Origin of the sequence: Megasphaera sp. SW808 (assembly GCF_012027795.1) — a bacterium.
In the GTDB taxonomy this organism is placed as follows: Bacteria; Bacillota; Negativicutes; order Veillonellales; family Megasphaeraceae; genus Megasphaera; species Megasphaera stantonii.
In genome coordinates this window covers 38,081-51,943 of record NZ_SJOT01000008.1, presented here as the reverse complement: position 1 = coordinate 51,943, position 13,863 = coordinate 38,081, and the positions used below count along the sequence as shown (strand labels likewise).

The window sequence follows — 13,863 nt, the reverse complement described above, 5'->3', positions numbered from 1 at the left end:
GGCACCGAAGCTGTATAACCTGTTCATGGTCACCCTCCGTGTGAGGGTGTGGATTGAAATTGCTGGCAAGCTATTTTCAGCAGTAGGCACGAACAGTCACCCTCCGTGTGAGGGTGTGGATTGAAATGTGCAGGACCATGCCGACCGCTTCCGCTCGGCCGGTCACCCTCCGTGTGAGGGTGTGGATTGAAATAAGAAGGCCTTGACTGGGATGCGGTTGTCGCCGCCGTCACCCTCCGTGTGAGGGTGTGGATTGAAATCGCCGGTTCCGCCGTTGGCTGCTTCGCATATATCGTCACCCTCCGTGTGAGGGTGTGGATTGAAATAGTTGTTGCGCTTACATTAGCGTTCAAGTCTTCTGTCACCCTCCGTGTGAGGGTGTGGATTGAAATCATGAACAGATAACATAACACCCGTCTAAATGCGGTCACCCTCCGTGTGAGGGTGTGGATTGAAATGCTTGACGGCTGACTGCACGGGTCTTTCCGTTGACGTCACCCTCCGTGTGAGGGTGTGGATTGAAATCCAGAAAAACAATGCTCTCTGGGGAACGCTCCTGAGTCACCCTCCGTGTGAGGGTGTGGATTGAAATTGGTATTGCTTATCCAGTTCGCGCCGAATCTCTCGTCACCCTCCGTGTGAGGGTGTGGATTGAAATATCTGGCACCACCCCCAGTTCCTTTGCCATCGGTGTCACCCTCCGTGTGAGGGTGTGGATTGAAATATTATATCACAAGAAAGGACGTAGTACCATGAACGGTCACCCTCCGTGTGAGGGTGTGGATTGAAATCTGTACAAACATGGCCGCCGTTCCAAATACGCCATCGTCACCCTCCGTGTGAGGGTGTGGATTGAAATGACAACATGTGGACGCTCAGCATTGGTGCAAAAGCGTCACCCTCCGTGTGAGGGTGTGGATTGAAATCTCTATCAGCTCCAATAATTCGCCGTGGTAGTTGGTCACCCTCCGTGTGAGGGTGTGGATTGAAATAGCATTGATGATTTGTTTGAGTAAGGGGGCCAGGCGTCACCCTCCGTGTGAGGGTGTGGATTGAAATCGAGCCCTTTTTGTACAACGACATGACATGGAGACGTCACCCTCCGTGTGAGGGTGTGGATTGAAATCCGGTATGACACCGCAGCGCATAATCAAGACGGGTGTCACCCTCCGTGTGAGGGTGTGGATTGAAATAAGAAGGCCTTGACTGGGATGCGGTTGTCGCCGCCGGTCACCCTCCGTGTGAGGGTGTGGATTGAAATGCGACGAAAATCTGATGCCTCAGATTAATATTACAGTCACCCTCCGTGTGAGGGTGTGGATTGAAATTCTATCTGTATGAGACGCGGCCTTTTCCCTGAACCGTCACCCTCCGTGTGAGGGTGTGGATTGAAATTGGAAGGAATGGACGGGCCGCAAGAATGGCAGAAAGTCACCCTCCGTGTGAGGGTGTGGATTGAAATGGATTGCACTTACCTGGCGTGATAACCGTATCGCCGTCACCCTCCGTGTGAGGGTGTGGATTGAAATCTCAAGAAGCTGGCAGCTCTCCAAAAAGGTAATGCGTCACCCTCCGTGTGAGGGTGTGGATTGAAATTCACCGTCGTGGTCATTGGGGGCGGAATATACCTCGTCACCCTCCGTGTGAGGGTGTGGATTGAAATTCCGTACAATCCAGAATTTGTGCGGCGGATAAAGCGTCACCCTCCGTGTGAGGGTGTGGATTGAAATCGACAGAACTCAATCCGCAAGGGGACGGCATACAAGTCACCCTCCGTGTGAGGGTGTGGATTGAAATGGTATTGTAGATCGCTTTATAGCTTTGCAATGCAAGTCACCCTCCGTGTGAGGGTGTGGATTGAAATCCGCTCGCACATGCCTAAGTTGCTTATCTTTTTAGTCACCCTCCGTGTGAGGGTGTGGATTGAAATATAGACGATTTCATTTGCCAGTTCCCTGGCTGTTGTCACCCTCCGTGTGAGGGTGTGGATTGAAATGACGATGACGACATCGACGATACGGACGATATTTTGTCACCCTCCGTGTGAGGATGTGGATTGAAGTCATGCGGCATCATTAGATATATTGTCAGTTTTTTGCCAGTTCAAGGCTATCAAAATATTATACATAATAAATCAAAATACCATATGTAGATATTTTTTATTAGGTATCTATCTTGAAGGTATGGTATAATCAATCATATAGAAGTGAAACGGAATATATAGGTATAGCTAATTATTTTTTAGGATTGGGACGCTATGGATATTGAATGGGATTTGCTGCTGGCGCATTGGGATGCAGAACTGAAGAAAGGGCAGTATATCAAAGACCATGTGAGGAATACGGCTGAGTATATGGCTCGTATAGGTAAGTCTCTTGGGCTGGAATCTATCTGTATTCTTATCGGCCTTCTTCATGACGCAGGAAAGGTGAATCGTGATTGGCAGAAATATATCCGCGGCGAAGCGGCGTCGGGCGGGGATCACGCTGGCGTCGGAGCTTGGTATGTCCAGCATGTGTTGTATAAATATGTAAATAATTCCGTACCTGCCGATACGTATCGATGGTACGGCATATATAATGAATTTCTCATATATCCTATTCTGGCTCACCATGGATTGTATGATGTGCTCAAGGAAATGGAAGACGGTTCTGTCTGCTGCTGGACAGAAAAGAGGCTGAAAGAAAATGAGCGCCTTATCTTGGCGCATGAAGAGCTGACATCCTTTATCCATGTATTGGACGGTTGGGCTGGAAAATGGTTTAAGACATCCCTTTTTCAGCTGTATCAGAAGGGGTTTGCTGAATGGATGGATTGGCATAAAGCCATCCAGCACATGATTGGGAAATCGGGGAAAGCCGTTATGCAGGACGCAGACAGTCGGCGTCAGGCCAGCTTGTTTTATTTCGGCGCTACTGTACGGCTATTGACAGGCATCTTAAAAGAAGCTGACGTGTATGATTCGGCAAATTGGGCTTTGGAAGAAAGGCAGCAGGTATACAAAGACGAAGAATTAGACGCTGTTTGGCAGCAAATGGGCGATAACGTGGAGCGTTTGTACGACCTGTTTCATAAGGCTGAGAATCCGTCCTTGCTGAATCAGGTACGTACGGCCATGGCCGACGACGCATATGCGGCGGCAGCGGTAACGAAGGATGGCTGTTATAGGCTTCCTATGCCGGTAGGGGCGGGCAAGACGAACGCCTCTCTTCGCTATGCCCTGCATCACGCCCGTACGTTTCACGACCGAAGAATCATATATGCGACGGCGTTTTTGTCCGTGTTGGAGCAAAACGCCAAGGATATTCAGGATATCATCGGAAAGGAACATGTGCTGGAGCATCACAGCAGCGTCGTTGCCGATGACTGCGCGGGAGAAGAGGACGAATACGAAGGCGCCGAATATCTGCGGGAAAGCTGGGAATCGCCGGTTATACTGACGACGCTGGTACAGCTCAGCAATACGCTGTTCAAAGGGCAGTCGGCGTGCTTGAGGCGGTTTTCCAAGCTGATACGCTCCGTCATCATCATCGATGAAATACAGTCTCTCCCAGTGACGTGCGTACATGTGTATAACTTAATGATGAATTTCCTGACCCATATGATGGGCGCGACGATTATTCACTGTACGGCGACTCCGCCGGGCTTGGACGATGAAGGGGCTCTGAACTATCCCTGCATATATGAAAAGGACGAAAAGGGAAGTCCCGTCGCGTTAGTCGACGGGAGTCTCATGGCAGCGCCGGTTTTTGCGCGGGCTCAGTTTTATTCTCTTTTGGGCGAGCGATTTACACAGTTTTTATCTACGGAACAGCTCGTCGCCCATGTCATGATGCAGCTGGAGCAGGAAAAAAGCGCCTTGATTATTGTCAATACGAAAAAGGCCGTACGCAAAGTATACGACGCGATAGCCGATTGGCTCGATGCGCATGACCGGCCTGGGGAATGCTGGTATTTGACGACGAATTTATGCGCGGCCCATCGGCTGGAGCGCATTACGCGCATGAAAGAGGAATTGCAGAAGCTGCGGGAAGGCTCGAGGCAGACGCCGTTGATTTGCGTGAGTACCAATTTAATTGCCGCAGGCGTTAACATTGATTTTGACGTCGTATATCGTTCATTGACCAGCCTGGACGGCGTGCTGCAGGCCGGCGGCCGGTGCAACCGCGATGGAAAACGGAAGATTCCCGGACGGGTCTATTTGTTTATGTATATGGATGAAACGCTGGAAAAGATGCCTGTTTTGCAAAAAGAACGGGAGGCTTCGCTGGAAGCGCTGCGTAAGGTATATGGATCGAAGCGTGAAGAGGAAGCGTTAGATATAGGGGCATGCTTAGACGAATATTTTCGGCGTTTATATCATAAGAATCGGCAAGCGTTGGACTATCCGGTGCAGGACGGCCCGTTTTCCCAGACGCTGCTGCAGATGTTGTCTGAAAATCGGGATATGGCGGCGCAATACCGCATAGGACATCGCTCCTCTGTTCCGTATCTTCTGAGGCAGCGGTTTAAAACGGCGGCGGACGCCTTTCAGCTTATCGATAACAAGGAGAAGACTGTCATCGTTCCGTACAAGAACGAGGAGCTGATAGATGAAGTCTTTGCATTAGTCGGCGACGACGGCCATCCGGACTTTGCCGCGCTGAAGCCTGTGCTGCAGAAGCTGCAGCGATATACCGTCGGCATGTACGATATGAAAGAATACGTGCAGGTCATACCGGAGCTGGGAATATACCTGCTGGATCCAGAAGGATACGACGAAGAGTTTGGCTTGACGAAGGGAGAATGGAGCGAACTCATTTTTTAACTTGCATAAGGAGAAAAGATCTATGTTTCAATCCAACCCATTTTACATGAAGATAAGCGGCCCCTATGCGTTGTTCACCGACCCGATGAGCAAGGCGAATGGGGAAAAATTTACCTACCAAGTCCCGACGGCCCAAGCGCTGCAGGGCATCGTCGAAGCCGTGTATTGGAAGCCGACGCTGCGGTATGTAGTCGACGAAGTCAAAGTATTGAAACCGATTCAGACGGAGACGAAAAACATACTTGTACCCATGATGAATGGGGATAAAGATTTGAGTTATTACACGTATTTAAAAGACGTGGCCTACGCCGTGAAATTTCATTTTGAGTGGGCCGACCGGCCGGATATGGCAAAGGATCGGAATGAAAAGAAACACGAGCAAATATTGCTGCGATCGATGAAACGCGGCGGACGGCACGATATCTTCCTGGGGACGAGGGAATGCATCGGCGAAGTAGAACGGCTGCGGGCCAGCGAATACGAAGGGCTGACGACGCCATTTTCTGGAAAGATGTCCTTCGGCATCATGTTCCATTCCTTTTCCTATCAGGAGCGAATGAAAAAAGGAGGCCTTGCCGGCACGCTGTATTCGCAGTTTGCGCCGATCGTCATGAATGACGGCGTCATTACATTTATACGGCCGGAAGAATGCTTCATTCGCCATGAACTCCGCGATTATCATGTAAAAGAATTTACGGAAGACATGTATATGTCCGTTGACGAACAATGGAACCTATATGACGAGGAGGGAGGAATGGCCGATGAATCTGCTTCAGGCGCTGCTTCAGACGTATAACGCTGCTGAAGCGGCGGGATTAGTCGACGTGTGGAAAGAATCAGAGCCTATGCTGCTGCCGCTGTACCACTCGAGCCGCCAGAGCCGGGGCGAAGATATCGTGCAGCTGACTATCAGCCGGGACGGGATGTTTTTGCAGGGCCGTTTTTTGACAAAAGGTGAATATACGGTCTTTCCCGTGTCGGAAGGCTCTCTCATCCGCACGGCCAACGACTGCCCCCATTTTCTGTGCGACGAGTTTTCCTATCTTGCGCCTGTAGAAAAAAAGAAGGGCGCCCGCCACAGCTTATATATGAAACAGCTTCAGGACCTAGGGGAGTATGAGAAATGCCATCGCAATGAAGATTTCCAAAGCATATGTACCTACCTCATGTCGGGGACTATCCGACGGGACGTGCTGCGTACGGTCCAAATCTGCTGCGGCGAGCAGGCCTACGACGTTGAGGGAGACGTCGTCTCCTGGCAGGAAGAAGAAAAAGGGAAAGGTAAAACACGGCAAATTTCTTTGGAAGATTTGTTCATTACCTTTGCCGTAGAACGCAGCGACGGAGCCGTATCGGTTTCGCAGAATCGGGAACTCCATCGATTTTTTATAGACTACGTGCAGTATACAAACCGCGATAAGCCTGTAGAACCATGCGACGTTTCCGGCCTTCCCATGTACTGCGTGTCGTCCCATCGCGGCGTCGTCGGCACGGCGAAGCTGATAGGCATCAGCAATCATAAGGAAGCGTACATAGGGCGTTTTACCAAGGGGGAGCAAGTCTTTCACTTGGGCTACGAAACGTCGCAGCGGATTCATAATATGCTGAAATACTTATTGGATACGAAGCGGTACAGCGAGTATATCGGCGGCGGAGCCAACGTCGTTTCGTGGATGACCGGAGATTTGCCCTTAGGCGGCGCTCCGATCATGAAGGACATGGAAGAAGAGGAGCGGGATGATATCCTCGAAAGCGTCGTCATGGGAGAAATCGCCGTAGAGCCTGTTCCCATACGGCGTACGGAAGAAGAGGTACTGCACGGGAAAGATAGCAAGACCATCGCCCAGTATTTTGCCGGCAAGAAAGACGCCGGAGATGAGATTTTCGATAACTACTTCTGCGTTCTCGTACTGGAAAAGGTCAATAACGGCAGGATGGCCGTAAAGTATTTCCGCGCGTTTCCCAAAGCCGACATAAAGCAGCGGGCCGAGGCCTGGTACGAAAGCATGAAATGGCCCGGATGGTCGGCAAAAAAGAAAGCCTTCGTGTTAAAAACACCGTCGGTGTACTCTGTCGTCCATTTCCTGTACGGCCAGGAAACGGAGAAGGGGATTATCTGCGCGAACGATAAGGTACGGCGGGCGGCTATTGAACGGCTGCTGCCCTGTATCCTGGAAAGAAAGCCCTTGCCGGCCGATATGATGCGAACGGCGTTTTTCCGCCTTACGAACCGTCAGTCCTATAGGCAATACTGGCCCCAGGCGTTGCTGATGGGCTGCGGCATCGTCAAGAAATATTATTGGGATCATGAGATGTGGAATCAGAAGATTCCCATATTGAACGATAAAGGAGCGATACTGCGTATGGACAAGCGAAGCTTTGCTTACGGGCGATTGTTGTCCGTGTATGAAAAAATGGAAACGGCGGCCTTGGAAAGTAAGAGCGGCGGCGAAGAAAAGAAAAAAGAAAACTCCAATCTGCGCGTTACCAACGCGGCGCGCTTGTGGTCCTCCATGATACACCGCCCGTATCGGACGATTTCTATTTTAGAAGAGCGGACCCAGTATTGTAAGGCCATCCTGAGCAAGCAGAAGCCAGGATACAAGGTCTATTTTGAGAAGATATTGGCTGAGCTGTATACTGAAATTATGGAATATGAAGGGGACGGGCAGCATCATGAGAAGACGGCCAATTCCGATTTCATATTAGGCTATTATTATCAGCAGCAGCAATTTTATAAGAAAAAAGACGAAGGGGCCGACGCGCGGCGGCAAGAAGGAGGAACGGCGGTATGAGCAGCTTGACGAAGAAAATAGATTTTGTGTTGTTTGTATCGGTACGGCAGGCAAATCCTAACGGCGACCCCTTGTTGGGAAACATGCCTCGTACCGATTATGAAGGCTATGGGGAAATATCCGATGTCTGCATCAAACGAAAAATACGCAACAGGCTTCAGGACATGGGACAGGAAATTTTCGTACAGGCCAACGATCGGGTAGATGATGCCTGCAAGTCATTGGAAGAACGGTACAAGGCTCATTTTACGTCAAAAGAGACTGTTGAAGACGTTGCTGCGGAGGCATGCCGGCGGTGGATCGACGTGCGAAGCTTCGGACAGGTTATGACCTTCCAAAAAAAGCAGTCGTTGGGCATCCGGGGTCCCGTGTCTGTCAGCCTGGGGAAAAGCCTGTCCCCTGTCGATGTGATTACCATGCAGATTACGAGAAGCACAAACGGTATGGCCTCGGAAAGTGGAAAGCGGTCGGCCGATACGATGGGAACGAAGCATTTTGTGGATTTCGGCGTATATAAGATTACAGGCAGCATGAACTGCTATTTTGCACAGCGGACAGGCTTTTCCGACGAGGACGCCCAGCTGATTCGGCAGGCCCTGTTGTCCTTGTTTGAAAATGATATGTCGTCGGCCCGTCCCGAAGGCAGCATGACCGTAGAGAAATTGTATTGGTTTGTTCATCCCAATGCCTTAGGGATTGCCTCGTCGGCGAAGATTCATCAACTCGTGCAGGCGCAGGCTCCGGCCGATGAAAAAGTCCATGATTTCTCTGATTACGCCGTGTCTGTAGATGAAGACCGGTTCAACCTGTATCGGCAAAAGGGTCTGACATTAGAAATTGAAGACGGTATATGATGAAAAACGTAGGACAACGAAACGAAACTGAATATTTGCAGCTTGCTGGCCTGCAGCATTTTTCTTTCTGCCGCCGGCAATGGGCCCTCATCCACATCGAGCAGCAATGGGCGGAAAACTACTTTACCGTCGACGGAGCGATTAAGCATACATTGGTAGATGAAGGGCTGAGCGATGAAAAGATGGGCAAGAAGCGCGTGCTGCGCTCCTTGCCTGTCGTGTCTCACGAGTTGGGAATACAAGGCGTGTGCGACGCTGTAGAGCTGATAGAAGACGAGGGCGGAGCTTACTTCAGCAAATACGATGCCCGCTTTATCGTATACCCCGTGGAATACAAGCGCGGGAAGCCGAAGACGATAGAAAGCGACATACTGCAGCTTACGGCTCAGGCTATGTGCCTGGAAGAAATGATGGAAGTCCGCGTCTCCCAAGGTGCGGTATTTTACTTTGAAACGCGCCGGCGGGAGAAAGTCGAATTTACGGACGAGCTGCGGGAAACGGTCAGGAATATGACTGCCGAAATGAATAAGTACTACCGGCAGGGCTATACGCCGAAGGTGCGGAAAAGCGCAAAGTGCCGGGCTTGTTCGCTGCAGGATATCTGCCTTCCGGGACTGCAGAAATTAGAATCGGCCCGCTCGTACGTAGAGAGGACGTTGGGAGAATGAGAAAGCTACTAAATACATTGTATATCACGAAGCCCGACGTGTATTTAGCGACGCAGGGAGCGAATATCGTCGTCCGGGAACAGCAGAAAACACTGGCCCGTTATCCCCTTCATAATTTGCAGGACATTGTACTGTTTACGTATTTGGGAATGAGCCCGCAGCTTATGGAACGGTGCATGGAATACGGCATCGGCATTGCCTACATGTCGCCGCAGGGACGCCTTATTGCCCGGATTCAGGGAAGCAGCAAGGGAAATATCCTGCTGCGGCGGACGCAGTACCGCGTAGCTGATGATCCGGCCCAATCATTGGATATTGTCCGCAACATCATTGCGGCTAAAGTATACAACGAAAAATGGGTCATGGAACGATATATTCGGCAGTATGAGCATCGGCTGGACGGCAGGCGTCTGCAGGCTTGTTCTCTGCAGCTGACGGATATGCTGGAAAAGGTTTGGGGCGCGTCTGCTTTGGATACGCTGAGAGGCTTTGAAGGCAGCGCTCAGGCTTTGTATTTTTCCTGTTTTGACGACATGATTTTAAATCAGAAAGACGATTTTACCTTTGGCATACGCTCGCGCCGGCCGCCATTAAACCGCGTCAATGCCCTTCTGTCTTTTATGTACGCCGTATTGTCCAACGACGTAGCCAGTGCGTTGGAGATGGTTGGCTTAGATGCTTACGCCGGATTTATGCACGCCGACCGGCCGGGCCGCGTTTCGCTGGCTCTGGATGTGGTGGAAGAATTGCGGGCTCCCGTTGCAGACCGCTTTGTCCTGTCCCTGATCAATAAAAAGGTCGTCGATGCCGGAGACTTCGACGCCGAGAGCAACGGGGCAGTCATGCTGAATGAATCGGGGCGCAAGAAAGTGATTGCCAAATGGCAGGAACGCAAAAAAGAAGAATTGACTCATCCCTATATAAAGGAAAAGATTTCCTGGGGATTAGTTCCGTTTATACAGGCTTCGTTATTAGCCCGGTTTTTGCGAAACGATTTGGATGCCTATCCGCCCTTTCTTTGGAAATAGCAGGAAGCGAGGTGGCAGACGAAATGTATATTTTAGTTTCGTACGATATCAGTACAAATTCAGCGGCAGGAAAACGCCGTCTGCGGACGGCTGCTAAAATCTGTTTAAACTATGGGCAGCGCGTTCAGAACTCTGTATTTGAGTGCGAAGTAGACGAAGGACAATACTTGCAGCTGAAACACCAATTACATGAGGTGATTGACGAATCTGTCGATAACTTACGTTTCTATCGCCTCGGGAAAAACTATAAAAAGACCGTAGAATCCATTGGCGTCGACAAAGGATATGACATAGAAGGCCCGTTGATTCTGTAGCGGCTTTCCGGCAATGGAAATAGGCTGTGCGAATCATAAGCATCGGATATATACCAGGGAGATTCGCACTCAAAAGAGCAATAGTTTGTCGAAATAGACAGCGATTTTTAGCAAATCAGCTGAATAAAGTTGTATAGGATTCTATATATGCTACGTTTCGGAGTAAGAGATACCAAATGTAGCTGTCACCCTCTACGCGAGGGTGTGGATTGAAATTGGTATACGTTATACATCAGGGCAGCTGGGACGGTGGTCACCCTCTACGCGAGGGTGTGGATTGAAATTATATCCGCTGCCTGGGTCTTTCCGGTTATCATTGTCACCCTCTACGCGAGGGTGTGGATTGAAATCGCCGTTTTGCGGGCTTCTTGTTCGCCGTGCAGGCGTCACCCTCTACGCGAGGGTGTGGATTGAAATGCCAGTATGCCGCTGACATTGAATCTGCCCGTCAAGTCACCCTCTACGCGAGGGTGTGGATTGAAATTATCATTGAAAAGGGTAATCGGTCCGGCAAGTCGGTCACCCTCTACGCGAGGGTGTGGATTGAAATCTTGAAGATGGCCGTCATCATCCCGCGGCCAGCTCGTCACCCTCTACGCGAGGGTGTGGATTGAAATCAGATGCTTTCTGAAATGGACAAGGACAGAATGAGTCACCCTCTACGCGAGGGTGTGGATTGAAATTATACAGTGAATCACCTTATCGCCCCTAATCCAGAGTCACCCTCTACGCGAGGGTGTGGATTGAAATGCCTATGGCGTTATCATATTCCTCCGCACGTTCTGTCACCCTCTACGCGAGGGTGTGGATTGAAATGGGTCAGTCTGTACAACAGCCGTTACTTGTCTAGGTCACCCTCTACGCGAGGGTGTGGATTGAAATGGCATGGAAACCGCTGAAACGACGCGGGCCGCAACGTCACCCTCTACGCGAGGGTGTGGATTGAAATATCCGTCTGCGATGTTACCTTGCCTTTATTGTCAGTCACCCTCTACGCGAGGGTGTGGATTGAAATCAACCGGCTTTTGTATATTCGTCCATAGGCTTTCGTCACCCTCTACGCGAGGGTGTGGATTGAAATCGTTTTGCACCGTAAACAGGCCCATATCCGAGCCGGTCACCCTCTACGCGAGGGTGTGGATTGAAATACTAGTGCGCTGTCATCCGTCTTTGAACGTCCTATGTCACCCTCTACGCGAGGGTGTGGATTGAAATTAGCTAACTGTTCAGGAAACACCCTCACAATCCGAGTCACCCTCTACGCGAGGGTGTGGATTGAAATTTCCAGAAACAGATTCTACGTATTCAGCGATAGAAGTCACCCTCTACGCGAGGGTGTGGATTGAAATATCCGTCTGCGATGTTACCTTGCCTTTGTTGTCAAGTCACCCTCTACGCGAGGGTGTGGATTGAAATTTTGTAACATTATAGTTACATTATATGTTACTGCGTCACCCTCTACGCGAGGGTGTGGATTGAAATAAAGATTGTCGGCAAGACAATCCAGAACAGCATGGTCACCCTCTACGCGAGGGTGTGGATTGAAATGAGCACGGTGCTCAACGCCTTGATTCATGCCGGCGTCACCCTCTACGCGAGGGTGTGGATTGAAATCTGCGGGCTACATCAAAGCAAATGGTGCGACAGTGTCACCCTCTACGCGAGGGTGTGGATTGAAATGACGACCTCACATTTACCTGGGTCAGCAGAAATTGTCACCCTCTACGCGAGGGTGTGGATTGAAATCAGAATTTCTAAAGTATTATTGATGATACCGGGAGTCACCCTCTACGCGAGGGTGTGGATTGAAATGACGTACATTTGCGAAAAGTCTAGCAGATTGCGGGTCACCCTCTACGCGAGGGTGTGGATTGAAATCTACGCAGAAGCCCATAAAACACGGATGGAATTAGTCACCCTCTACGCGAGGGTGTGGATTGAAATGCCATTACTTAATTTATTATGTATGCTTCCTATGCGTCACCCTCTACGCGAGGGTGTGGATTGAAATGTGGTGGATTGCCGATTATCGCGGCTTTAACGGGTGTCACCCTCTACGCGAGGGTGTGGATTGAAATTATTAATAGTCCTGGACTAAAAACCGAAGCTATTTTGTCACCCTCTACGCGAGGGTGTGGATTGAAATTGCTGTACCGCTACGTCGACGGCCTGAGTTGGGGGTCACCCTCTACGCGAGGGTGTGGATTGAAATTAAAATACCCGTTATCAATTTTAATCCGCAGGAACGTCACCCTCTACGCGAGGGTGTGGATTGAAATTTTGGCCTGCTGGTCCGTATAGGCGGCGTTAAGCGTCACCCTCTACGCGAGGGTGTGGATTGAAATAAACAACGGTTTGATAGCCCCGTCGATACCCGATGTCACCCTCTACGCGAGGGTGTGGATTGAAATCATGGCCATGTGGAAATATAAGTACGACGAAACGAGTCACCCTCTACGCGAGGGTGTGGATTGAAATGTAAAATGGTAATCACCGCTACGAAAGAAAGCGAGTCACCCTCTACGCGAGGGTGTGGATTGAAATAGGCTCATGAAGTATATGAACAAGATGAATTTACGTCACCCTCTACGCGAGGGTGTGGATTGAAATCCTGCGGGCACGGCCGATAAGATCCGCAAAGTATGTCACCCTCTACGCGAGGGTGTGGATTGAAATGAAACAAAGTAAAGTAGAAGAAAGTAGAGGAAAGGTCACCCTCTACGCGAGGGTGTGGATTGAAATTTTAAGCAGTTCATTCCCTGCACAATAATTTGAGTCACCCTCTACGCGAGGGTGTGGATTGAAATGATACCGCTTATACTATGTGGGTCGACCTCGGCAGTCACCCTCTACGCGAGGGTGTGGATTGAAATATCCATATCTGGGATAAACACGTTTACATTTTTTGTCACCCTCTACGCGAGGGTGTGGATTGAAATCATATCAGGAATCGAACCATTTCTCATGACCTGTGTCACCCTCTACGCGAGGGTGTGGATTGAAATTTCACATTTCAAAACAAACCCAAAGGAGAGAAGAGTCACCCTCTACGCGAGGGTGTGGATTGAAATATGTAAGGATTGGTCGAATCTGGTTGCTGCCACTGTCACCCTCTACGCGAGGGTGTGGATTGAAATCAGCTGCATACTAAGGTTTTGGATTTCCAGCCAGTGTCACCCTCTACGCGAGGGTGTGGATTGAAATAACACATCATCAGATGTGAACACACCTGTCTTTGTGTCACCCTCTACGCGAGGGTGTGGATTGAAATATTAATCTGGTGTATCAGATTGCGTCGAATTTTAGGTCACCCTCTACGCGAGGGTGTGGATTGAAATCGCAAAGAACGGACTAAAGAAGTATTGACGTTTCCGTCACCCTCTACGCGAGGGTGTGG

The 13,863-nt window shown here is 50.0% G+C and carries 7 protein-coding genes and 2 CRISPR repeat arrays (2 of these 9 only partly in view); all 7 genes read left to right on the top strand.

Annotation, left to right across the window (positions count from 1 at the left end):
• A CRISPR array of direct repeats spans positions 1-2,063; the repeat unit is 32 nt; unit sequence GTCACCCTCCGTGTGAGGGTGTGGATTGAAAT; it reaches 1,703 nt to the left of the window's first position.
• A gap of 194 nt (positions 2,064-2,257) precedes the next feature.
• The 7 genes from E0L13_RS04740 to cas2 are packed head-to-tail and all read left to right on the top strand — an operon-like array spanning position 2,258 to position 10,466.
• Positions 2,258-4,807 carry a CRISPR-associated endonuclease Cas3'' gene (locus E0L13_RS04740; RefSeq protein ID WP_107196257.1) on the top strand — a complete coding sequence of 850 codons (2,550 nt, stop codon included), beginning with the start codon at positions 2,258-2,260 and terminating at the stop codon, positions 4,805-4,807.
• Between the two features lie 22 nt (positions 4,808-4,829).
• Positions 4,830-5,603 carry a type I-C CRISPR-associated protein Cas5c gene (gene cas5c, locus E0L13_RS04735; RefSeq protein ID WP_168060697.1) on the top strand — a complete coding sequence of 258 codons (774 nt, stop codon included), beginning with the start codon at positions 4,830-4,832 and terminating at the stop codon, positions 5,601-5,603.
• Entirely contained in the window at positions 5,569-7,602 is a 2,034-nt protein-coding gene (gene cas8c, locus E0L13_RS04730) for a type I-C CRISPR-associated protein Cas8c/Csd1 (protein WP_157949721.1), read from the top strand. The genes cas5c and cas8c overlap by 35 nt, the downstream gene beginning before the upstream one ends.
• Positions 7,599-8,456, top strand: a complete 858-nt coding sequence (gene cas7c / locus E0L13_RS04725; protein ID WP_107196254.1) for a type I-C CRISPR-associated protein Cas7/Csd2 — start codon at positions 7,599-7,601, stop codon at positions 8,454-8,456. The genes cas8c and cas7c overlap by 4 nt, the downstream gene beginning before the upstream one ends.
• The gene (cas4, locus tag E0L13_RS04720) at positions 8,453-9,124 is read left to right on the top strand and encodes a CRISPR-associated protein Cas4 (protein ID WP_240924658.1); all 672 of its coding nucleotides are present in this window, start codon (positions 8,453-8,455) and stop codon (positions 9,122-9,124) included. The genes cas7c and cas4 overlap by 4 nt, the downstream gene beginning before the upstream one ends.
• On the top strand, positions 9,121-10,152 hold the full coding sequence (gene cas1c / locus E0L13_RS04715; RefSeq protein WP_168060695.1) for a type I-C CRISPR-associated endonuclease Cas1c: 1,032 nt from the start codon (positions 9,121-9,123) through the stop codon (positions 10,150-10,152). The genes cas4 and cas1c overlap by 4 nt, the downstream gene beginning before the upstream one ends.
• A 23-nt stretch (positions 10,153-10,175) precedes the next feature.
• On the top strand, positions 10,176-10,466 hold the full coding sequence (gene cas2 / locus E0L13_RS04710; protein WP_168060693.1) for a CRISPR-associated endonuclease Cas2: 291 nt from the start codon (positions 10,176-10,178) through the stop codon (positions 10,464-10,466).
• 184 nt (positions 10,467-10,650) lie between these two features.
• Positions 10,651-13,863: direct repeats of the CRISPR family, unit length 32 nt; unit sequence GTCACCCTCTACGCGAGGGTGTGGATTGAAAT (it continues 275 nt past the right edge of the window).